The following is a 20,053-nucleotide window of genomic DNA, read 5'->3' as shown; positions in this document are numbered from 1 at the left end:
ATTGTGCTGGCAGACCCCGGAATCACCGGGTGCGAGGCGACATCCGCAGAAGCGCTGCCGGCCTTACGAGAACCTCGCCGACAGAGAAATGCCGGCGGACCGGCCGAATGTAGCCTCGGCAGAACTGGTCGGTCAAGTCCACTTTCGAGGCCGCAACGGTGCTCCGCCCAGGCGCCGGAACCCGGTTCGTGGACGGCCGATCACGCGATGAACTCGTTCTCGACCAGGTAGGCGTGAATGTTGCGCCGGGCTTCGAAGATCGCTTTGTAGATCGCATTCCGGTTGGTACCCAGTTGCTCGACGAGGGCGTCCACGGGAACCCCGTCGATCGCCACGGCGACGAAGACGCGCCGCTGACGCGCGGTCAGTGCCCTCTCGATGGCGTGGCCGAGGGCGGCGCTGAGCTCGACGGCCTGCACCCGCTGAGGTGGTTCGTCGCCGGCCGCGGCGCGCACGCCGTCCGCCTCGCCCTGGTTCGGGAACACCCGGTGGTCCCGCCAGAAGTGCCGCCCGACCTTGCTCGAGACCTCGAGGGCGACGAACCTGAAGGCCCAGGTCTTGAACTGCGCGTCACCGCGGAAATCACCGATCTTGCGGGTGATCCGCATGAGGGCGTCCGCCGCGGCCTGGTGGGCGAGGTCGTCGAGCTCGGGGCCGCCGATCCTCGAGGCCGAAGACCTGCGCGCAGCCTCACTCCTGGCGATCTTGACGAGCATCGCGTAGAGCCGGCGGCAGGCATCGTCGAACTTCGAGCTGCCGGGGCTCAGCTCCTCGACCCAGACGGCGGACTCGCGGTCGAAACTCCGCCCGCCGACCAGGACCCGTCCGGCGAACCCCGAAACGGTCGTGGCGGTGGTTCCCGTCCGGCGCCGGCGACATCCGCCGTCCGCACACAGTTCGCTCCTGGTGCCCTGTCCGCTCACCGTCTCCGTCACTGTCGACATCCCCACCGCACGTTCCCAGATCCTTGATCGCGTCTCGAACCGACTCGTGCACGACCCGGGGGATCCTGCTCCGGTTCCAGTGAGCCCCACCGGGGTCACGGACGGGACCCGTGGCGATCCCGGGTGAACAAGACCGGTGGACCGCAGGACCCCGGAGGCCGGCCCATCATGTGGACTTTATGGTCCACTAAGGGCAGGATCGGCACGGTCCACAATCAACCGAGGAAGACGGCAAACATGATTACTACCAGAGGTTTCGTCGGGCGCCGGCGCTCTGGTCAAGACCCGCGGCTGCCACCAGGCCAGCACGACGCGGGTGGCGACTGGCCGGTTCTGCACGCGGAAGCGACTCCCTCGATCGACACCGGGGACTGGACTTTCACCATCGACGGCCTCGTCGACACACCGACCAGCTGGACCTGGGACGAGATCCACGCTCTCGCGCCCGGCCGTTACGAAGGCGCCATCCACTGCGTCACGACGTGGTCCAAGTTCGACATGGCCTTCGACGGGGTCTCCGTCGACACGCTGCTCGACATCACCGGGCTGCACGACGATGCGGCGTACGTCATGGCGCGCTCGCACACCGGCTACACGACCAACCTCCCGATCGAGGATGTCGTCGACGGTCAGGCCTGGGTGGTGTGGGACGTCAACGGCGCGCCGCTGGACGACATCCACGGCGGGCCGGCCCGCCTGCTGGTGCCGCACCTGTACTTCTGGAAGAGCGCCAAATGGGTCTCCGGGCTGAAGTTCATGGCCGAGGACGAGCCCGGTTTCTGGGAGCGCAACGGGTACCACGACCACGGCGACCCGTGGCTCGAGCAGCGTTACCAGGGTGACTGATGACCGTCACTTCATCCTGGCAAACCGGTGTCGTGACCGCGATCGTCGCGGAGACACCGCACGCGAAAACCTTCCGGCTGCGGCTGACCGAGCCCAGAACTCATCACGCCGGCCAGTTCTACGTCATCCGGCTGACCGCTCCCGACGGTTACCACGCCCAGCGCGACTACTCGGTGGCCAGCACTCCCGGCGGAGACGAGATCGAGGTCACGGTCGAGCTGCTGCCGGACGGCGAGGTGTCGACGTTTCTCCACAGCACCGTCGAAGTCGGCGATGTCCTGCAGGTCCGCGGCCCCGTCGGCAGGTTCTTCTCCTGGGACGGCACCGCACCGATCCTGGGCGTCGCCGGCGGCTCCGGAGTCGTCCCGCTCATGTCGATGCTGCGGCTCGCCCGAAGCACCGGCCGCACCGACCTGATGCGCCTGATCGTGTCCGTCCGATCGCCTGCCGACCTGTACTACGCCGACGAAATTCGCGGTCCCGAGACCACGGTCGTCTACACCCGTGATTCGCCCGCGGGCAGTGCACGGCCGGCGGGACGCCTCACACCCGACGACGTCCGGCCTCTGGTCGAGGCCGATCGCGAGGTCTACGTCTGCGGTTCACCGGGCTTCTGCGACGGGGCGACCGCATTGCTGGCCGGGGCCGGCGTCGACGTCAAGCGGATCCGCGTCAGCCGGTTCGGTCCGACCGGCTGAGCCGCGGCTCTGGCCCTGCGCAAGATCGTCGAGCTGTTCCGTCGTGAACAGGATGACGGCCCTTGCGCAGGGCCACGTTTCCTAGCCGTCCGTTCCGGTTCGAGTGCTCGGCGGCTCGTGCCGTGCCGCCGGATCCACCGCCGGGGCCGTCGTGTCGAGCGGAACCGCGGCCGATCGGACGAGCCCGAGCTGGACGGACTGGTGCCCCAGGACGGCGTTCAGCAGCCAGTCGACCGCCGTCCGAATCCGGTTTCCCGGCATCGACAGCAGGTGGTAGCCACGCGTGACGATCTTCGCGATCCACCCCGACATCGGGACGTGGAGCGGGTTCGCGGCCGCTTGTTTCCCGCCGAGATCGACGACGAACCCGAGGTCGTGGTGCTTGTACTCGGCCAGTTGACCGTATCCGAGTGACGCCGCGACGTTCCGTCCCGCGAGTGTGCCCTGGCGGCTCGCGTGTTGTGCCGTCATCGCCGTGACCTCGCCGGGCCGCGTGACGTCGGGGACCGCCGCGGCGTCGCCGCACGCGAACACCCGGGACTGTCCCGGGACGGCCAGCGTGGTGTCGACGACCAACCGGCCCTTCTGCGTCTCGAAGCCCGCGCCGTGGACCAGCGGATCGGGCCGGACCCCGACACACCACGCGATCGTGCGAGTCGGGACGAACTCGCCCGTGGTGAGCCGCACACCGTCGGTCGTCGCCTCGCTCACCGAGGTGCCGGTGAGCACTTCGACGCCCCGCTTGCGCAGCACCCGGTCCGCGGCCCGCGAGAGCCGCGGATCGAGCTCGGGCAGCACTTTCGGTGCGAGGTCCAGCAGGAGCCAGCGCATCTTCTGACCGCTGAGCTCAGGGTGGCGCCGGGCTACCGCCTGGGTGAACAGCGGGCCCTGCGCGGCGACTTCCGTTCCGGTGTAGCCGGCGCCGACGACGACAAACGTGCACCGCGCCGCTCGTTCGTCCGGATCGTCGGTCGCGTCCGCCAGCTCCACCTGGCGAATGACGTGGTCTCGCAGGTACAGAGCCTCCGCCACTCCCCGAAAGCCGTGCGCGTGCTCGGCGACGCCCGGAATCGGCAACAGTTTGTTGACGCTGCCCACGGCAAGGATCAACCGGTCGTATCGCAGCTCGTGCGCCCGGCCCTCCGGATCCGTGTAAGACAGCGAATCCTTGTCCGGCGCGATCGCGGTCACCTCACCGAGCGCGAGCCGCACTCCGGGAAGCGTCCCCGGAATCGGCACGGTCACCCGCCGCGGATCGACCACCGCGGCCGCCACTTCGGGCAGCAGCGGGAGGTAAAGAAAGTAGTCCGTCCGGTTCACCAAGACGATCTCGACATCAGCCTTGCGCGGAAGGGCGCGGCGCAACGCACGAGCCGCGTTGAAACCGGCAAAGCCGCCGCCGACAATGACCACTCTCGTCGGTTCCCCACTCATCGATCAACCTCTCTGCGGCGTATTTCCGGCACCATCGGAATCACATTCGGGAATTCCCCGACACCTTGTCTCACACCTTGGCTGGAGCGGGGAGCCGGGCGGCCGGCACGCACACGGTAGCCCAGGTGCCGCGTTCCGGCGGCGTTCGTCACCCCGGTTCCGCCCTCCGGCCCCGTGCCACCCACGGGTTTCCTTCACCCGGGCCGGGCACGGGTCCTCCCCACGCCGGTCACCGAGACCACAATGGACTATAGAGTTCACCGAATCGACCCGATCGGGTCCGGACCGGACGCAGGGAGGCGCCGAATGAAGGCGATCGTGGTGACAGATCAAGCCGCGGGACGGGCTGGGATGACGTTGGCCGAGCGGCCCGGTCCGGACGCCGAGCGGCTCGCCGACCTCGCGGGCGCCAACTACGGTGACGTCGTCGTCGAGGTTCACGCTTCGGGGTTCACCTGGGACGAGCTGTCGTGGCCGTCGACGTGGGTCGACCGGCTCGGCCGTGACCGGACGCCGTCGATTCCCGGCCACGAGGTGGCCGGAACCGTTACCGCTCTCAGCTACGGCACGGCCGGGCTCGCGGTGGGACAGCGCGTGTTCGGGCTGACGGACTGGACTCGCGACGGCACCCTCGCGGAGTATGTGGTCGTGGAGGCGCGGAACCTCGCGCCACTGCCGGGCGACGTCGACTTCACCACCGGCGCGGGCCTCGTCATGTCGGGCCTGACCGCGTGGCAGGGGCTGTTCGAACACGGCCGTCTGCGAGCCGGCCAGAGCGTTCTCGTGCACGGTGCGGCCGGCGTGGTCGGGTCGATGGCGGCGCAGCTCGCACGGGAGGCAGGAGCCTATGTCATCGGCACCGGACGCGCGGCCGGCCGCCAGGCGGCACTCGACTTCGGCGCGCAGGAGTTCGTCGACCTCGAGAGCGACAGCCTGGACGAGGTCGGTGCGGTCGATCTGGTCTTCGATGTGTTCGGCGGCGACATCGGGCGGCGGTCAGCGCGCCTGGTCCGTCCCGGAGGAACGCTAATGGGCATCGCCGGTCCGCCCGAGGCCCGGCCTGCGGAGGGCCTGGCGGTCGACTTCGTGGTCGTGCCCAATCGCGTGCAACTGGACGAGATCGTCCGGCGGACGCGCGAGGGCCGCCTGCGGACGAACATCGGCACCGTCGCGGCCCTCGACGACGCCGTCGCCGCCTTCAACCCGGCCGAGCACCCCAAGGGCAAGACGATCATCCGCGTCCGCCCCTGAGACGCGGCGAAGTGAGACAAGCATCCCCGTTGTGTCGCCGGAACGAGCGAAGATCGGCTCGGCATCGGTTTCACTGCTGTATCGAAACTGTATTGGACGCTATCGTCCAGGAAGCCACGGCAGGTGGCCAAAGGGCGCCGAAGTGACCGTGAAACATGGAGGTAGAGGATGAAGGCGATCGTCGTGACCGACCAGGCCGCGGGGGCGGCCGGGTTGACGTTGGCGGACCGTCCGACCCCGGATCCCGCGGGGAATGACGTGCTGGTCGAGGTGCACGCGTCGGGTTACACCCCTGGTGAGCTGACCTGGGAGGGGACGTGGACCGACCGGCTGGGGCGGGACCGTACGCCTTCGGTCCCCGGCCACGAGATGGCCGGCGTGGTGGCCGCGCTCGGGTACGGAACCGCCGGGTTGGCGGTCGGACAGCGGGTGTTCGGCCTGGCCGACTGGACCCGCGACGGCACGCTGGCGGAGTACGTGGCCATTGAGGCCCGCAATGTCGCGCCGCTGCCCGGCGATGTCGATTTCACGGTCGGTGCGAGCTTGGTGATCTCCGGTTTGACGGCCTGGCAGGGACTGTTCGTGCACGGCCAGGTGCAGTCCGGCCAGAGCATCCTGGTGCACGGGGCGGCCGGCGGCGTCGGGTCGATCGTCACCCAGCTGGCCAAGGAGGCGGGCGCCTACATCATCGGCACCGGGCGCGCGGCCGACCGCCACGCCGCGCTCGGTTACGGCGCGCAGGAGTTCGTCGATCTGGAGAACGACTCGCTGGCCGACGTCGGTGGCGTCGACCTCGTGTTCGATGTCATCGGTGGCGACATCGGGGCGCAGTCCGCCGCGCTGATCCGGCCTGGCGGCACCCTCGTGACGATCGCCGGGCCGCCCGAAGTCTGGCCCACCCACGGCCGAGCGATCGATTTCGTGGTCGAGGCCGACCGTGCGCAGCTGGGTGAGCTGGCCGCACGAGTACGGGATGGACGGTTGCGCACCAACATCGACAACGTCGTTTCCCTTGACGGCGCCGTCACCGCGCTCAACCCGACGACGCGCGCGAAAGGGAAGACGATCGTCCGCGTCCGTCCCTGAGGTCACGGTGACGACGGGCACGGCGTGTTCAGGCACAGGCCGCGGTCAGAACTTCCGGTAGTACCACCGCCGTCCCCGTCCCCGTCCCCCACCGCACACCGGGCTCGTCACGCGGCGGACGTCGCGGATGTACTTCTCGCCCGGGGCGCTCGTCCGGGCTCCAGGTTGTCGATTTTCCGAGCGCGGCGAAGCGCGCGCTCGCGCGGCCGGAGTCCTCGTCATCACGGGTCGGGCATCACACGATGCCCGCCTTGATTTGGACCAAGTCGTCCAAGTAGCGTTCGTCGTGCTCCAAGCTGAGCCTTCGAGAGGAAATCATGCGGACAGCAGCACCCCGTCCTGTCGCGACCCGTCCTTTTCCCACGCGGGAAACGGTCAAGGGTTCGTACCTGCTGCGGTTGTTCCGCACGACGGACCACAAGCAGATCGGCATCATGTATCTGGTCACCGCCTTCGCGTTCTTCATGGCGGGCGGAGCGATGGCCATGCTGATCCGCACGGAGCTCGCGCGGCCGGGGCTGCAGTTCCTGTCGCAGGAGCAGTACAACCAGCTGTTCACCATGCACGGCACGGTGATGCTGCTGCTCTACGCGACCCCGATCCTCTTCGGATTCGCGAACTTCGTGCTGCCGCTGCAGATCGGTGCGCCCGACGTCGCGTTCCCGCGGCTCAACGCGTTCTCGTACTGGCTCTACCTTTTCGGTGGGCTGATCGTGATCGCGGGCTTTTTGACGCCCGGAGGGGCGGCGGAGTTCGGCTGGACCGCGTATACCCCGCTCTCGGAGGCCACGCACACCCCCGGGGCCGGCACGGATATGTGGATCATGGGCCTGATCATCGGCGGCCTGGGCACGATCCTGGGTGCCGTCAACATGATCACCACCGTCGTCTGCCTGCGTGCGCCGGGCATGACGATGTACCGGATGCCGATCTTCACCTGGAACATCCTGGTCACGAGCATTCTGATCCTCGTCGCGTTCCCGATCCTGACGGCCGCCTTCTTCGGGCTGGAGGCCGACCGGCGCTTGGGCGCTCACGTCTTCGACCCGGCCAACGGCGGCGCGATCCTCTGGCAGCACATGTTCTGGTTCTTCGGCCATCCCGAGGTGTACATCATCGCGCTGCCGTTCTTCGGGATCGTGTCGGAGATCTTCCCGGTCTTCAGCCGCAAACCGATCTTCGGCTACAAGGGCCTCGTCTTCGCGACGCTCGCCATCGCAGCGCTCTCGTTCTCGGTGTGGGCACACCACCTCTATGCCACCGGTGCCGTGCTGCTGCCGTTCTTCTCGTTCATGACGTTCCTGATCGCGGTTCCGACCGGCGTGAAGTTCTTCAACTGGATCGGCACGATGTGGAAAGGCCAGCTGTCCTTCGAGACGCCGATGATCTTCTCCGTCGGATTCCTGGTCACCTTCCTGTTCGGTGGCCTCACCGGCATTCTCCTGGCCGCGCCGGCCATCGACTTCCACGTGTCGGACAGCTACTTCGTGGTGGCGCACTTCCACTACGTCCTCTACGGCACGATCGCGTTCGCGACCTTCGCCGGCATCTACTTCTGGTTCCCGAAGATCACGGGCCGGATGATGGACGAGAAGCTCGGCAAGTGGCACTTCTGGACCACGTTCATCGGCTTCCACGGCACGTTCCTCGTGCAGCACTGGCTCGGCGCCGAGGGCATGCCCCGCCGCTACGCCGATTACCTGTCATCGGACGGGTTCACCGTGTTGAACACGATCTCCACGATCGGCGCGTACATCCTCGGCGCGTCCACGCTTCCGTTCATCTGGAACGTGTTCAAGAGCTACCGCTACGGCGAGATCGTCACGGTCGACGACCCGTGGGGCTACGGCAACTCCCTCGAATGGGCCACCTCGTGCCCGCCGCCGCGGCACAACTTCACCGAACTCCCCCGCATCCGCTCCGAGCGCCCCGCGTTCGAGCTGCACTACCCGCACATGGTCGAGCGCATGCACACCGAAGGCGAGATCGGCTTCTTCGGCAAGCCGCGCCACCAGGCCACGCCCTCGCAGAAGCTGACCGAGGCGAGCGTGTCGGACGGTGAAGGCTGATCGATGCCGGGGAGGCGTGTCACACCGAATACCGCCGGCTGCGGATCACACCTCGAAGCCGCGGACGTAGTCGATGGCCATGTCCAGCGCGATTTTCATCGGCTTCACGTCTTGCGTCGTCTGCGCCAGGAGGAACGCCCCTTGAAGGGCGCTCATCAATCCCGTCGCCAGGCCTTCCGGATCCGCTTCCGGACGCAGCTTCCCCGCCGCGCGCATCCGTTCGAACGCGTCCGACATCAGGCGCAGCCACGTGCCGAAGTGGCCCGCGAGCGCGGCGCGGGCAGGCTCGTTCTGATCGGACAGCTCGCTCGCCAGCGAACCGAGCTGGCAGCCGTGCGCGCCACCACGCAGAGCGCTGCGCTGGACGATCGCGTCCCGCCAGCGTTCCAGGCCCTTGATGGAGTTCAGCCTGCGGAGGTATCCCTCTTCGCGATCCAGCAGGTCACGAGCTTGCAGCTCGATGACCTCCTGGACCAGCGCGTCCTTGTCCGCGAAGTAGTGGTACAGCTGCGACTTGCTCGTGCCACTCGCCGACCGGACCTCGTCCAGCGTCGTCGCCGCCACGCCCTTCACGCGCATCAGCTCGGCCGCGACCTGCAACATCCTGGCCTTGGTCGCTTCTCCTCGCGCGGTCAGCCGGGCCGGCTTGACGCTGTGTTCCGATTGCACCACTGACCCAGGCTACCGGTGGACCTCCGGGGTGCGCGCGCCTCGTGCGGAAACGTGTAACGAAATGGGACCATCTGGACCAGGTTTACGCGTCACCCTGGGCCGCTCGGGCGGTCGCGCGGCTACGCCTGCTTTCCCGGCACCTTCGCCCGCGGGAGCCCGCCGACCACGAGACGGTAAGAGTCGGTGACGAGCCTCTTCACCAGCTCCTCCTCGATGGTGACGCCACCCTCGACCGTGATCCAGTGCTTCTTGTTCATGTGATAGCCGGGGGTGATGTCCGCGTGCTGGTCACGCAGGGTCTCGGCGTCGTCGGGATCGGCTTTCAGGATCACGACGGGGTGCCCGGGCATGTCGGTCATGAGCATGAAGACCTTGTCGCGCACCTTGTAGACGTCCCAGTCGGGGCCGACGCGATGCTCCACGTCGGCGCCGGGTAGTTCCAGGCCGCGGTCGCCCGCGATCTTCTGCAGCTGCTGTCCGTCCAAGACGATCAACTCCTCTGTCGATTCGAGTGCTCCGGCCGCCGGCGGTCACGGGGCCGGCCACGCTCACACCCGCTCGAGCACCACCACGGGGATCTCGCGGTCGGTCCTCTTCGTGTAGTCGTTGTAATACGGCCACACCTGGGCCATCTTGTCCCACAGCTGCGCCCGCTTCTCCCCCTCGGCCGTGCGGGCGCGCGCGGCGAACCTGTCGGCGCCCACCTGCACGCGGACCTCGGGGTTCGCCTGCAGATTGAGGTACCAGCTCGGGTGCTTCGGCGCTCCGCCATTGGACGCGACGACAACCGGGTTGCCCGCCACGTCCTGGTAGATCAGCGCGAACTTGCGGTCGGCACCGCTCTTGCGGCCCTTGGTCGTGAGGACCAGCGCCGGCACGCCGGGCTGCCAGTCGTGGCCGACTTCGCCGTCGGTTTCCTCGTACCGGCGGACGTGCTCGTCACCTTCAAGCATTCGTGTTCCCCTCTGATTCGGTGGTTTTGAGCACGGCGTCTCGGTGCCCGAGGTTCTTACTCCGCGGCCGGTTCGTGTGACCGAGCGCACTGCTGTCACCAGCCGAAACCTGCCCGGCAGACCATCTTGCAGTGGACCTTATAGTCCATATAATGTGTCGACGGCCGTGACCCAGCACATCGAGAGGGTGTCATTCCAGTGGGATGGACAAGCAGTTCCGCACGGGCTTGGTCGAGGGCGGCATGAGCTCGCTGACCACGCCCACCCGAGACGTCTCCGCGCTCGAGAAGACCGCCGCCGCGGGCGCGAACTGGATCGACGACCGCTTCAAGGTCGCGAAGCTGCGCCACAGCCTCAACAAGGTCTTCCCCACGCACTGGTCGTACTTGCTCGGCGAGGTGTCGCTCTACAGCTTTCTCGTGGTGATCGCGTCGGGTGTGTACCTCACCCTGTTCTTCGATCCCTCCATGCAGGAGGTCACGTACCACGGCAGCTTCCAGAACATGCAGGGCCTCGAGATGTCGAAGGCCTTCGCCAGCACCCTCGACCTCTCGTTCGACGTGCGCGGCGGGCTGTTCGTGCGCCAGCTGCACCACTGGGGCGCGCTGATCTTCATCGCGGCCACCTTCCTCCACACGTTCCGGATCTTCTTCACCGGCGCGTTCCGGCGTCCGCGCGAGGCGAACTGGGTGATCGGGGTACTGCTGCTCCTGATCAGCATGTTCGAAGGCTTCTTCGGCTACTCGCTGCCGGACGACCTGCTGTCGGGCACCGGTATCCGCGCGACCCTGTCGGGCATCGTCCTGTCGGTGCCGGTCGTCGGCACCTGGATCCATTGGGCGCTGTTCGGCGGCGAGTTCCCGGGCGACCAGATCATCCCGCGCCTGTACACGATCCACATCCTGATCCTGCCCGGGGTGCTGTTCGCCCTGGTCGGGGTGCACCTCGTGCTGGTGTGGTTCCAGAAGCACACGCAGTTCCCCAGCCATCGGGCCAAGGAAACGAACGTCGTCGGCATCCGCATCATGCCGGAGTTCGCTCTGCACGGGGGCTCGCTCGCCGTACTGGTCACGGGCGTGATCGCGCTGATGGCGGGGCTGTTCCAGATCAATCCGGTGTGGAACTTCGGGCCGTACAACCCCTCGATGGTGTCGGCGGGCTCCCAACCGGACTGGTACATGGCCTGGGCCGACGGCATGCTGCGCATCTGGCCTGCCTGGGAGGTCTACCTCGGGAACTACACGATCCCCGCGGTGTTCTTCCCCGGCGCGGTCGGGATGCCGCTGCTGTTCACCATTCTGATCGTGTATCCGTGGATCGAGCGGAAGCTGTCGAAGGACACCGCGCACCACAACCTGCTGCAACGCCCGCGCGACGCGCCGGTCCGCACTTCGCTGGGGATGATGGCCCTCGCCTTCTTCGCGGTGATCGAACTGTCCGGGTTCAACGACATCATCGCCGACCAGTTCAACATCTCCCTGAATGTCACCACGTGGGCCGGCCGTATCGGCGTGCTGTTACTGCCTCCCCTCGCCTACTACGTGACGTACCGGATCTGCCTCGGTTTGCAGCGGGCGGATCGGGAAGTGCTCGAACACGGCATCGAAACCGGCATCATCAGGCGCGAGCCGAACGGCCAGTTCATCGAAATCCACCAGCCGCTGGCCGGCGTGGACGACCACGGCCACGCCATCCCGTTGTCCTACCAAGGCGCCAGCGTGCCGAAGAAGATGAACAAGCTCGGCGCCGCCGGCCGCGCGGTCCCCGGCTCCCTGCTCACCCCGGACCCTCCCGAGGAGACGGCCGCGCTCGAACGCGCGGTCACCGAACACCCCGCCCGCTCCGAACACGGCTGATCGTCCACCAAGCAGCTCCGACGACAAGTACAGGATTCGATGGATACCCCCTTGCTCACCGACCGCCTCGTGATCCGGGACTGGTCGGCCGACGACGCCGAGGCCGCCCTGGCCATCTACGGCTCCTCCGACGTCACCCGCTGGCTGACACCGGCGATGGACCAGGTACCCGACCTGCCCGCGATGCGCGCGGTGCTGGAGGCGTGGCGCGAAGCGCAGCCCAACCTGCTCGTCCCTCGTGGCAGGTGGGCCGTCGAACTCCGCGAGACGGGCGCCGTGGTCGGCGGCCTCAACATCCGGCTGCTGCCGCCGTACGAAGAGGATCTGGAGATCAGCTGGCAGATCCATCCCGACCACTGGCACCGGGGGTACGCGACGGAGGCGAGCCAGGCGCTGATCGACTGGGCGTTCGCCGAAGACGCCGAGGAGCTCTTCGCCGTCGCACGCCCGCACAACGTGCGCGCGATCGCCACGGCGAAGCGCCTCGGGATGGAATGGGTCGGCGAAACCTCGAAGTACTACAACCTGCGGCTGCAGGTGTACCGGATCAGGCCGGCAGACCGGATCCGATGAGGACCGCGGCCGCGGCCTTCTGGCGCCGCGGCCGAGAAGAACACAGGCACGTCGCGATCATCAAGTCCCCGCGTGGCCGGCCCTGACATCGGCGACGCGGCCCTCGGCCGGGCTGCGCATCCTCGGGTTCGACATCCCGCGCAGCCCGGCCCCCTTGTGTGGACGGCCCACCCGTCGCCGAAACCGCGACGCCGTCGGTAAGACAGCACGCCGGGCCGACACCAACCATCCACACGATGACGGCGGTCGCCAGGCGCGCCGCACTCCGAAGGAGGAGAAATGACCGACACCACGCAGCGGGCCGAGGATCTCGCGATCCTCGAAAAGCTCAACCTCGACTACGTCGTGGCCGACCAGGCCAGCGACGCCACCCGCTTCAGCACGTTGCTCGCCGAGGATTTCGTCGTGCAGACCCCGGGTGTCACGCGCAACCGCGAGGAGTTCCTCGAGTACATCGCCAAGCCGCGGCCCTTCAAGGATCTCGCCGTGCACGACGTGAAGATTCGGATCCTCAGCGATGTCGCTCTGATCCACGGCCGCAGCACCTACACCATGGTCGCCGACGGCGCGGAGCAGGAAGCGCTGTACACGGACGCGTACCAGAAGCGTGAGGGCACCTGGGTGTGCGTCTCGGCCTGCGCGATCGCTCCGGGCACCTGACCATCGGCGGGATCGGCCCGCCCCGCAAGGTTCAGGGACGATCCGATGGTCCGGCGTCCGATGCGTTGGCGACGGCGATGATGTGGGTCACCGTCGCGACGTCGAAGTACTCCTCGATTCGCGTGATTCTGCCGTCGGAGACAGCGAGATACATCGCGATCTCGAGAGCGGACTCCTCACCGTTGGGCAGCCGGCCGCGGAGGACGTGCTGCTGGAAGACTCCGTCTCCGACGTCGACGCGGCGCGAGACGTCGAAGTGCAGGCCGCGAATGGCACGGCTGAACAAGCCGAGGATGTCGAGATTTGCTTCGAGGCCTTGGTCGCCGCCGCCGTCGTTGTGCCAGACCGTCGCGTCGGGGGCGTAGATGGCGCGCACCGCGTCGATGTCACCGCGCTCAATGGCCCGGAAGAAGTTGTCCACCACGGAGGTGTTGGTGTGGGGCATGGATGTCTCCTTGACCGGAGGGAGTGTCGAGCGCGAGATGTTCCGTAGCCCGCCGCGGCCGGCGATCATCAGGAGCCCAGCGCGATCGACACCCGGCGGGCGAGCTCGGGTACGACGTCGGCCGTGAACCAGGAGTTCTTCGCGTGCCAGCGGTAGTTGAGCGGCGACGGGTGCACCAGCGGGAACTCGCCCGGGAGGTAGTCGCCGTAGGACCGCACGGTCTCGGTGAGATTGGCCTTGGCCCGGCCGGCGAGGTAGAACCGCTGAGCGTATGTCCCGATGAGCACGCGGAGCGTGATGTCCGGCATCCCGGCGAGAATCCGCGGATGCCACCGCGGCGCGAAGTCCTTGCGCGGCGGCAGGTCGCCCGTCTTGCCCTTCCCCGGGAAGTAGAAATCCATCGGCACGATGGCGAACAGCGCCGGGTCGTAGAACTGCTCGTCGCGCACGCCGAGCCACGAGCGCAAGCGCGCGCCGCTGGCGTCGTCCCACGGGATGCCGCTCTCCTGGGCGAGCCGGCCCGGCGCCTGGCCGATGATCGCGATCCGGGAGGCCGCGGACCCGGCCCACACGGGGCGGTAACCGAGGTCGCGGGCCCACGCGTTCGACGGGTCGGACGTCAGCTCGTCCGTGACTGCACGCAAAACGTCGCTCAACTGCACTCCGGGTCAGTGGGCAGGGAAAGTCCTTTGTGGCCTCGCGGTGGCACCGTCGGCATCCTATAGCTGGACCACAAAGTCCATCAACTTGGCGCGCACCGTGCGCGACGCGCAGCTCCGGCCAAGAAATCTGACACTCAGCAGCCGTTCGCGCTAGGGCAGGCTCGGATCCAGCCACGGCCCTTCGGGCAGCTCCGGCACCGCGAACCGCTCGTCGAACGAGCACAGCGGCAGGCGCTCGCCGAGGAACCGCAGCAGGACGGACCCGACGATCGCCGAGCAGAGCGAACCGCCGAGAACTCCGACCTTGGCCTGCTGCTGCAAGCCGGGATCGGTGAAGGCGAGGTCGGTGATGAAGAGCGCGATCGTGAAACCGATCCCGGCCAGCATCGCGCCACCGATGAGGTGGCCGTAGCGGACGCGGCCCGGCAGGGTACCCAGCCCGGTTCGCAGGGCGATTCCCGCCCCGAGCGAGATACCGGCCGCGTTGCCGACGATCAGCCCGACCGCCACACCCAGTGTCACGGTGGAGGAAGCCGCAGCCCGCAGCGCGCCGCCGTCGAGCTGGACGCCGGCGTTCGCCAGGCCGAAGGCGGGGATGATCACGAACGCGCTGATCGGGTGGAGAATCGCCTGCAGCCGTTCGTTGGCGGAAAGCGTCGCCTTGATCGCGGTGGTCGCGAGCCGCACCCGCACGGCGTCCGCGCGCTCGATCACCGCGCGGCCGTAGAGGCGGAGCCGTTCACCGCTGTGCGCGTCGACCTCGCCGGCCGGCACGATCAGTCCGACGAGGACGCCGGCCAGCGTCGGATGCACTCCCGAAGCGTCGACAGCCGCCCACAACCCGATCCCGACGACGAGATACGGCGTCAACCGCCACACCCCCAGCCACCGCAGCCCGAGCAAAGCCAGGATCAGCACCACCGCGACAGCGAGCGCCGGCACGGACACGTGCTGCGTGTAGAACACGGCCATCACCGTGATCGCACCGATGTCGTCGCCGATCGCGAGCGTGAGCAGGAAGAGCCGCAACTGGTCCGGGCAGCGTGGCCCGAACAGCGCGAGCACGCCGATCAGGAACGCGGTGTCGCTCGACATCGGGATGCCCCACCCGACCGCGGCGACGCCGGAGCTGTTGAACAGGAAGTAGATCACCGCGGGCAGCACCAGTCCACCGAGCGCGCCGCAGGCCGGGACGACGATCGAACGCCGTTCGCGCAGCTCGCCGACGGCCACCTCGCGGCTGATCTCGAGACCCACCACGGCGAAGAACACCGCCATGGCAACGTCGTTGACCCAGTCGCGGAGGTTCAGCGAGAAATGCGCGGCGCCGACTTCCGCGCCCGCCGGGGTCGCCCAGAACGCGTCGTAGTTCGCGCCCGCCACGTTCGCCCACACGAGCGCGGCCACCGTGGCGGCCAGAAGCAGGACGGCGCTGCCTGCTTCGGTGAGCAGGAACCGGCGGAACCCGGCGGAAACATAGGGCAGCGGCACGTTCACCCGACGGGTCGCCGAGGGCATCCGCGGGAGGAGCCCGTCGGTGAATCGGCTCGAGTCGGCGTTCACGAGCCGAGTATGACCGACGCGCCCTCGACCGGATTGTGTAGCGTCGGCCAGACCGGCGGGACGCCGGCCGGTTCGACAGCGACCTCGCGGCGAGGCTGTCCGGAGTGGATCACCTGACCGCGGAGGGATCGCACGTGACGACGAGGAGCGACGTCGACCTGGACCGGCACGTCTACGGCGATCCCTCCGCCCGCGTCACGGTGGTCGAGTACGGGGACTTCGAGTGCCCGTACTGCGCCGCGGCCGCACCGGAGCTGCGCAAGCTGGTCGACAGCTCGGACGGCTCGATCCGCCTGGTGTTCCGCCATTTCCCGCTCTTCACGATTCACCCGTACGCGCTCACGGCCGCCCTCGCGGCCGAGGCGTCCGGCGAGCGGTTCTGGGCCATGCACGACCTGCTGCTCACCCACCAGACCAAGCTGACGGACGCCCACCTGCGGACGTACGCGACCCGCATCGGGGCCGGCGACGTCACCGGCGAAGCCGCTCAGCAGTTCCGTCCGGCCGTCGTGGCCGACTACACCTCCGGCGCCGAGCTCGACGTCCGCGGCACGCCGACGCTGTTCATCAACGGCCGCGCGTATCGGGGCCGGGTCAGCTTCCAGGCGCTCCGATCAGCAGTGCGCCCGACCGGCTGACCGGCAGTCGAAAACCCTCACTCATCACACCAAGTGGACCTCCAAGTCCGCCATGTGAGCAAGGACGGCCGCGTTCAGGGTCTTGAAGCGCACCTTCGATCTGTGGCACGATCCACACTCTCACCGGAACCCCAAGGCCCGGCGCGCGCACTGCACGATCAGCCGGCAAAACCTGCCCTCAGCCACGGGATACCCTAGTGGACTGAATAGTCCTCTGTGGTGCATGATGGGCGCGCCGGACAAACGAACTTGAACCAGCAGAGCGCTGAGCCGCTGACTGGGCAAACTGCGCCTGCGCTCCGTCGCACAGGACGCGAGAAGGGTCTACACACGGTGAGCGAGCAGCCGGGCTTCAAGCCGATTTCGCCGGCTACCAGCCTTCCCTTGAAATTGTCGTCAGCGATCATCACGGCTGACGACAGCAGCCGGTCTCACGACGTCGGAATCGAGCGCCGCTGGCCGCGGGAGCTCTCGATCAGCGTCCGCGTGCTGGGCGAGCTGGAAGTCATGCTCGCCACCAGCCACGAGGCGCCGCAGGCCACTTCCGGTCTTCCCGAAGCGAGCCGGGCAGCCGAACAGCTCGAACTGCAGGTCAACTCGATCTTCCTGAGTTCGCTGCCTCGCGTCATCCACGTCTCCGGCCGGCACCACGGCGCACACCTCGACGAAGCGGCCACGCAGTCGTACCGGCTGACGATGACCTTCTCCGACGGGAGCGCCACCAGCATGTTCTGGAGCACGACCTTCGAGGTTCCCCCCACGCCACTTCACGAATCCAGGTGGCGGCTGAACGTGCCGTTCAGCCACTCCCTGACCCCGGCGACCTTCGACGCCGCACCCCACCGCTGAAGCACGATCAGGAGAAACCCCATGGACAACGACATGAATCTGCAGAAGAACAGCCAAGGCGGATCGTACGAGGCCGTCGTCGACGGACGGGTCGTCGGCATGATCGTCTACCATACACCGCACGGCAATCAGCGCGTGACACTCAGCCACACCATCGTCGAACCCGAGTACCGCGGCCAAGGGATCGCCACCCGGCTCGTCAAGCACGCTCTGGACGACCTTCGCGCGAACGACCTGAAGCTCACCAACTACTGCCCGTTCGTCGCGGACTACATCGCCGACCACCCCGAATACACGGACCTTGTCGACACCCGCTACCCGGGCGGCGCCGCGGTACCCGATCGCGCACCGCGCGAACGCACCAACTGACGTACTCCGAGGGTCGCACCGGAGGGGCGCTTGCCGCACCCTCGAAACCAGTAAAGAAGTTCAGAGGACTCCGGAGGAGACATGACCATGCGCGGAACCCTGCCCGATCGGTGCGGCACTTTCACGATCGGAGGTCACCAGATCACGCGACTCGGACTCGGCACGGCCCAGATGAGCGAGTCCGGTGTGTGGGGCCATCCGGAAGACGCCACCGAAGCGGCGAAGGTTCTCCGGGAAGCCGTCGATCTCGGGGTGAACCTCATCGACATCGCCGAATCGTCCGGCCCGTTCGACTACGAAGAACTCATCGTTCGAGCGCTGAGCCCGTATCCCGAAGATTTGCTGCTGATGGTCAAGGGCGGGCTGCTTCGATCGGCGGAAGGCCAGTGGGAGCCGGTGATCCGGCCTTCGTTCCTTCGCAAGCAGATCGAAATGCGCCTCTGGTACCTCAAGCTCGATCACATTCCGCTGTTCCAGCTGCACGGGTTCAGCCCGAACGCGCCCATCTCCGATCAGATCGGAATGCTCGCCGACCTGCAGCGAGAAGGGAAAATCGGGCTGATCGGCTTGGCGGAGGTGACGGTCGAGGAACTGGCGGAAGCGCGAAAGTTCGCGGAGATCGCCACGGTTCAAGCCGAATACAATCTCGTCAACCGGGCCACGGAGCCGTTGCTGGACTACGCGGAGGCAGCGGGCAGCGGGTTCATCCCCTGGCTTCCGCTGGCCACCGGGGCGCTGGCTGACCGGGAGGGCCCGCTGGCCGAAATGGCGCGACAGCGTGGGGTCGCCCCCGCGCAGCTCGCTCTTGCCTGGCTGTTGAAGCGTTCACCCGCGATGCTCCCCGTTCCCGGAACGTTGAGCGTCCGGCATCTGGCCGACAACGTTTCCGCAGTGGACATTCCGTTGACGGCTACCGAACTCGACGAGCTCGATCGACTGACGCCCCAGCCGTAATCGAGCGTTCCGGACAATCGTCCGACACGCTTGTCCGGATGACGCCGAGAAGGAGAACGAGGTGGCCGATACCGAGGTCACCCTGCCACGACCGGTGGGTGTTCCGGTCCGCTCGCCGCAAGGTCGACGGATCCTGGTCGCGACCGTCCTCGGCGCCAGCATCGCCGGCATCGACACCAGCGTCGTGACCGTCACGCTCCCGGACATCGGCCGGGACTTCGGCGCGAGCTTCGCTTCACTGCAGTGGACCGTCACCGGATACACCCTGAGCCTCGCCTCGCTCATCCTCCTCGCGGGCGGGCTCGGCGATCGATACGGCCGCCGGCGGATCTTTCTCGTCGGCGTCACCGTGTTCACCCTCGCCTCCGTGTTGTGCGCGATCGTGCCCGACATCGGAAGCCTCGTCGGCGCGCGCATCCTGCAAGGGATCGGCGGCGCCTTCATGGCGCCGGCGAGCATGGCCATCCTGCAGTCCACGATCACCCCGGACGACCGGCCGCGGGCGATCGGCACGTGGTCCGGGTTCGCCGGAATCGCCGGAGTTCTCGCGCCGTTCGTCGGCGGGTGGCTGTTGGCGCTGGGTTCGTGGCGCTGGATCTTCCTGATCAACGTGCCCGTCGCCGTCATCGTCCTGCTGGTGACGGTGCGGCACGTTCCCGAGACCCGCGACGGCCGAGCGTCGCGAATGGACTGGGGTGGATCGGCCTTGGCCGTCGTGGCCCTCGCCGCGGCGAGTTACGCCTTGACCGACTTACCGGTGAACCCGAGAGACCCCTGGGCGGTGACGAGCGTGGGCGTCGCCATCGCGGCGGCGCTCGGCTTCGTCTGGTGGGAACGGCGCACCGCGTCCCCGATGCTGCCGGCGTTGCTGATGAAGTGCCGGCCGTTCGTCACCATCAACGTGATCACCTTCATCGTCTACGGTGCGTTCGGTGTGTTCTCCCTGATCTTCACGATCGCATTGGAGACCGTCTCCGGGTACAGCCCCACCAAGGCCGGCAGCGCACTCTTGCCGATCACGCTCATCAGCCTGCTTCTGGCCCCGTCCAGTGGCAAACTCGCGGCCCGCATCGGGCCGGGATTACAGCTGGCTGTCGGTCCCGCACTGTGCGGTGTGGCGGCGCTGATGGCCCTGCAGATCAACCCGGACACCAGTTACTGGGGTGTGGTGATCCCCCTCGAGTGTGTGTTCGGTCTGGGGATCGCCGCGATGGTGGCGCCCTTGACGGCCGTCGCGCTGTCGTCGGCGCCGGACGAGCGCGCCGGCGTGGCGTCCGCGGTGAACAACGCGGTCGCACGCGGTGGTGGCCTGTTGTGGATCGCGGCGCTTCCGCCGATCGTGGGGCTGACCGGCTCGTCGTACACCCGGTCCGAGGCTTTCCTTCCGGGTTATCGGCTGATCTGCGTCATCTGCGCAGTCGCCTTTGTCGTCTCCGGCACCATCGCGGCGGCGGTTTTCCGCAGCCACGCTCCGTGCGACCGGCGCGTCCTGCTCGCGCACCCGATGCCGCACCCGCTGTGCCGATAGCGC

21 protein-coding genes are annotated in these 20,053 nt (G+C 67.6%); 13 read left to right on the top strand and 8 right to left on the bottom strand.

The annotated features are described in order from the left end of the window. Window positions 1–200 precede the first annotated feature (200 nt). Complete coding sequence (locus ACFY1H_RS40925) at window positions 201–944, bottom strand: RNA polymerase sigma factor (RefSeq protein ID WP_386955602.1); 744 nt, start codon at window positions 942–944, stop codon at window positions 201–203. 237 nt (window positions 945–1,181) lie between these two features. Between ACFY1H_RS40925 and ACFY1H_RS40920 the strand changes: the two genes are divergently transcribed. After that, entirely contained in the window at window positions 1,182–1,790 is a 609-nt protein-coding gene (locus ACFY1H_RS40920; protein WP_366581802.1) for a molybdopterin-dependent oxidoreductase, read from the top strand. After that, complete coding sequence (locus tag ACFY1H_RS40915; protein WP_386955600.1) at window positions 1,790–2,488, top strand: FAD-binding oxidoreductase; 699 nt, start codon at window positions 1,790–1,792, stop codon at window positions 2,486–2,488. The genes ACFY1H_RS40920 and ACFY1H_RS40915 overlap by 1 nt, the downstream gene beginning before the upstream one ends. 81 nt (window positions 2,489–2,569) lie before the next feature. On the opposite strand, the gene ACFY1H_RS40910 is transcribed toward ACFY1H_RS40915, so the two are convergent. Continuing rightward, complete coding sequence (locus ACFY1H_RS40910; RefSeq protein ID WP_386955598.1) at window positions 2,570–3,922, bottom strand: NAD(P)/FAD-dependent oxidoreductase; 1,353 nt, start codon at window positions 3,920–3,922, stop codon at window positions 2,570–2,572. A gap of 306 nt (window positions 3,923–4,228) precedes the next feature. Here ACFY1H_RS40910 and ACFY1H_RS40905 point away from each other — a divergent pair, with 306 nt between their 5' ends. From ACFY1H_RS40905 to ctaD, 3 genes are all read left to right on the top strand, one after another. After that, window positions 4,229–5,173, top strand: a complete 945-nt coding sequence (locus tag ACFY1H_RS40905) for an NADP-dependent oxidoreductase (protein ID WP_386955596.1) — start codon at window positions 4,229–4,231, stop codon at window positions 5,171–5,173. A 168-nt stretch (window positions 5,174–5,341) separates the two neighbouring features. Continuing rightward, a complete protein-coding gene (locus ACFY1H_RS40900; RefSeq protein WP_386955594.1) occupies window positions 5,342–6,259 on the top strand; it encodes an NADP-dependent oxidoreductase in 918 nt (305 codons plus the stop codon). A 317-nt stretch (window positions 6,260–6,576) separates the two neighbouring features. Beyond that, window positions 6,577–8,328 carry a cytochrome c oxidase subunit I gene (gene ctaD / locus ACFY1H_RS40895; RefSeq protein WP_366581797.1) on the top strand — a complete coding sequence of 584 codons (1,752 nt, stop codon included), beginning with the start codon at window positions 6,577–6,579 and terminating at the stop codon, window positions 8,326–8,328. Between the two features lie 45 nt (window positions 8,329–8,373). Here the strand turns inward: ctaD and ACFY1H_RS40890 are convergent, their stop codons facing one another. The 3 genes from ACFY1H_RS40890 to ACFY1H_RS40880 form a co-directional block, all read right to left on the bottom strand. Then, window positions 8,374–9,000 carry a TetR/AcrR family transcriptional regulator gene (locus tag ACFY1H_RS40890; protein WP_386955593.1) on the bottom strand — a complete coding sequence of 209 codons (627 nt, stop codon included), beginning with the start codon at window positions 8,998–9,000 and terminating at the stop codon, window positions 8,374–8,376. Between the two features lie 119 nt (window positions 9,001–9,119). After that, window positions 9,120–9,485: an MmcQ/YjbR family DNA-binding protein gene (locus tag ACFY1H_RS40885; RefSeq protein WP_386955592.1), complete on the bottom strand. Its 366-nt coding sequence runs from the start codon at window positions 9,483–9,485 to the stop codon at window positions 9,120–9,122. A 63-nt stretch (window positions 9,486–9,548) separates the two neighbouring features. After that, on the bottom strand, window positions 9,549–9,953 hold the full coding sequence (locus tag ACFY1H_RS40880; protein WP_386955590.1) for a nitroreductase family deazaflavin-dependent oxidoreductase: 405 nt from the start codon (window positions 9,951–9,953) through the stop codon (window positions 9,549–9,551). Between the two features lie 242 nt (window positions 9,954–10,195). Between ACFY1H_RS40880 and ACFY1H_RS40875 the strand changes: the two genes are divergently transcribed. From ACFY1H_RS40875 to ACFY1H_RS40865, 3 genes are all read left to right on the top strand, one after another. Beyond that, window positions 10,196–11,809, top strand: a complete 1,614-nt coding sequence (locus tag ACFY1H_RS40875) for a cytochrome bc complex cytochrome b subunit (RefSeq protein WP_386955715.1) — start codon at window positions 10,196–10,198, stop codon at window positions 11,807–11,809. Between the two features lie 39 nt (window positions 11,810–11,848). Further along, a complete protein-coding gene (locus tag ACFY1H_RS40870) occupies window positions 11,849–12,382 on the top strand; it encodes a GNAT family N-acetyltransferase (RefSeq protein ID WP_386955588.1) in 534 nt (177 codons plus the stop codon). Window positions 12,383–12,661: 279 nt separating this feature from the next. Next, window positions 12,662–13,042, top strand: coding sequence for a nuclear transport factor 2 family protein (locus ACFY1H_RS40865; RefSeq protein WP_386955586.1), 381 nt, complete (start codon window positions 12,662–12,664; stop codon window positions 13,040–13,042). A gap of 31 nt (window positions 13,043–13,073) precedes the next feature. On the opposite strand, the gene ACFY1H_RS40860 is transcribed toward ACFY1H_RS40865, so the two are convergent. The 3 genes from ACFY1H_RS40860 to nhaA form a co-directional block, all read right to left on the bottom strand. Next, window positions 13,074–13,487 carry a nuclear transport factor 2 family protein gene (locus tag ACFY1H_RS40860; protein WP_386955584.1) on the bottom strand — a complete coding sequence of 138 codons (414 nt, stop codon included), beginning with the start codon at window positions 13,485–13,487 and terminating at the stop codon, window positions 13,074–13,076. Between the two features lie 68 nt (window positions 13,488–13,555). Beyond that, window positions 13,556–14,143 carry a uracil-DNA glycosylase family protein gene (locus tag ACFY1H_RS40855; protein ID WP_386955582.1) on the bottom strand — a complete coding sequence of 196 codons (588 nt, stop codon included), beginning with the start codon at window positions 14,141–14,143 and terminating at the stop codon, window positions 13,556–13,558. 156 nt (window positions 14,144–14,299) lie between these two features. Beyond that, window positions 14,300–15,712: a Na+/H+ antiporter NhaA gene (gene nhaA / locus ACFY1H_RS40850; RefSeq protein ID WP_366581790.1), complete on the bottom strand. Its 1,413-nt coding sequence runs from the start codon at window positions 15,710–15,712 to the stop codon at window positions 14,300–14,302. 134 nt (window positions 15,713–15,846) lie between these two features. Here nhaA and ACFY1H_RS40845 point away from each other — a divergent pair, with 134 nt between their 5' ends. The 5 genes from ACFY1H_RS40845 (at window position 15,847) to ACFY1H_RS40825 (ending at window position 20,050) form a co-directional block, all read left to right on the top strand. Beyond that, on the top strand, window positions 15,847–16,350 hold the full coding sequence (locus ACFY1H_RS40845) for a thioredoxin domain-containing protein (protein ID WP_366581789.1): 504 nt from the start codon (window positions 15,847–15,849) through the stop codon (window positions 16,348–16,350). Between the two features lie 333 nt (window positions 16,351–16,683). After that, entirely contained in the window at window positions 16,684–17,199 is a 516-nt protein-coding gene (locus tag ACFY1H_RS40840) for a hypothetical protein (protein WP_386955579.1), read from the top strand. A 21-nt stretch (window positions 17,200–17,220) separates the two neighbouring features. Further along, window positions 17,221–17,568 carry a GNAT family N-acetyltransferase gene (locus tag ACFY1H_RS40835; protein WP_386955577.1) on the top strand — a complete coding sequence of 116 codons (348 nt, stop codon included), beginning with the start codon at window positions 17,221–17,223 and terminating at the stop codon, window positions 17,566–17,568. An 87-nt stretch (window positions 17,569–17,655) separates the two neighbouring features. Next, the gene (locus tag ACFY1H_RS40830) at window positions 17,656–18,522 is read left to right on the top strand and encodes an aldo/keto reductase (protein WP_386955575.1); all 867 of its coding nucleotides are present in this window, start codon (window positions 17,656–17,658) and stop codon (window positions 18,520–18,522) included. A 61-nt stretch (window positions 18,523–18,583) separates the two neighbouring features. After that, entirely contained in the window at window positions 18,584–20,050 is a 1,467-nt protein-coding gene (locus ACFY1H_RS40825) for an MFS transporter (protein WP_386955573.1), read from the top strand. Window positions 20,051–20,053: the final 3 nt, after the last annotated feature.

It is taken from the genome of Amycolatopsis sp. NPDC001319 (genome assembly GCF_042896185.1).
In the GTDB taxonomy this organism is placed as follows: domain Bacteria; phylum Actinomycetota; class Actinomycetes; order Mycobacteriales; family Pseudonocardiaceae; genus Amycolatopsis.
The sequence above is the reverse complement of the archived record's forward strand: the minus strand, read 5'-3'. Positions and strand labels throughout refer to the sequence as shown.

What these genes read in the sequence shown, in the direction of transcription:
- ACFY1H_RS40925 (WP_386955602.1), bottom strand. Translation starts at nt 944, where the DNA reads ATGTCGACAGTGACGGAGACGGTGAGCGGACAGGGCACCAGGAGCGAA.
- ACFY1H_RS40920 (WP_366581802.1), top strand. Translation starts at nt 1,182, where the DNA reads ATGATTACTACCAGAGGTTTCGTCGGGCGCCGGCGCTCTGGTCAAGAC.
- ACFY1H_RS40915 (WP_386955600.1), top strand. Translation starts at nt 1,790, where the DNA reads ATGACCGTCACTTCATCCTGGCAAACCGGTGTCGTGACCGCGATCGTC.
- ACFY1H_RS40910 (WP_386955598.1), bottom strand. Translation starts at nt 3,922, where the DNA reads ATGAGTGGGGAACCGACGAGAGTGGTCATTGTCGGCGGCGGCTTTGCC.
- ACFY1H_RS40905 (WP_386955596.1), top strand. Translation starts at nt 4,229, where the DNA reads ATGAAGGCGATCGTGGTGACAGATCAAGCCGCGGGACGGGCTGGGATG.
- ACFY1H_RS40900 (WP_386955594.1), top strand. Translation starts at nt 5,342, where the DNA reads ATGAAGGCGATCGTCGTGACCGACCAGGCCGCGGGGGCGGCCGGGTTG.
- ctaD (WP_366581797.1), top strand. Translation starts at nt 6,577, where the DNA reads ATGCGGACAGCAGCACCCCGTCCTGTCGCGACCCGTCCTTTTCCCACG.
- ACFY1H_RS40880 (WP_386955590.1), bottom strand. Translation starts at nt 9,953, where the DNA reads ATGCTTGAAGGTGACGAGCACGTCCGCCGGTACGAGGAAACCGACGGC.
- ACFY1H_RS40875 (WP_386955715.1), top strand. Translation starts at nt 10,196, where the DNA reads ATGAGCTCGCTGACCACGCCCACCCGAGACGTCTCCGCGCTCGAGAAG.
- ACFY1H_RS40870 (WP_386955588.1), top strand. Translation starts at nt 11,849, where the DNA reads ATGGATACCCCCTTGCTCACCGACCGCCTCGTGATCCGGGACTGGTCG.
- ACFY1H_RS40865 (WP_386955586.1), top strand. Translation starts at nt 12,662, where the DNA reads ATGACCGACACCACGCAGCGGGCCGAGGATCTCGCGATCCTCGAAAAG.
- ACFY1H_RS40860 (WP_386955584.1), bottom strand. Translation starts at nt 13,487, where the DNA reads ATGCCCCACACCAACACCTCCGTGGTGGACAACTTCTTCCGGGCCATT.
- ACFY1H_RS40835 (WP_386955577.1), top strand. Translation starts at nt 17,221, where the DNA reads ATGGACAACGACATGAATCTGCAGAAGAACAGCCAAGGCGGATCGTAC.
- ACFY1H_RS40830 (WP_386955575.1), top strand. Translation starts at nt 17,656, where the DNA reads ATGCGCGGAACCCTGCCCGATCGGTGCGGCACTTTCACGATCGGAGGT.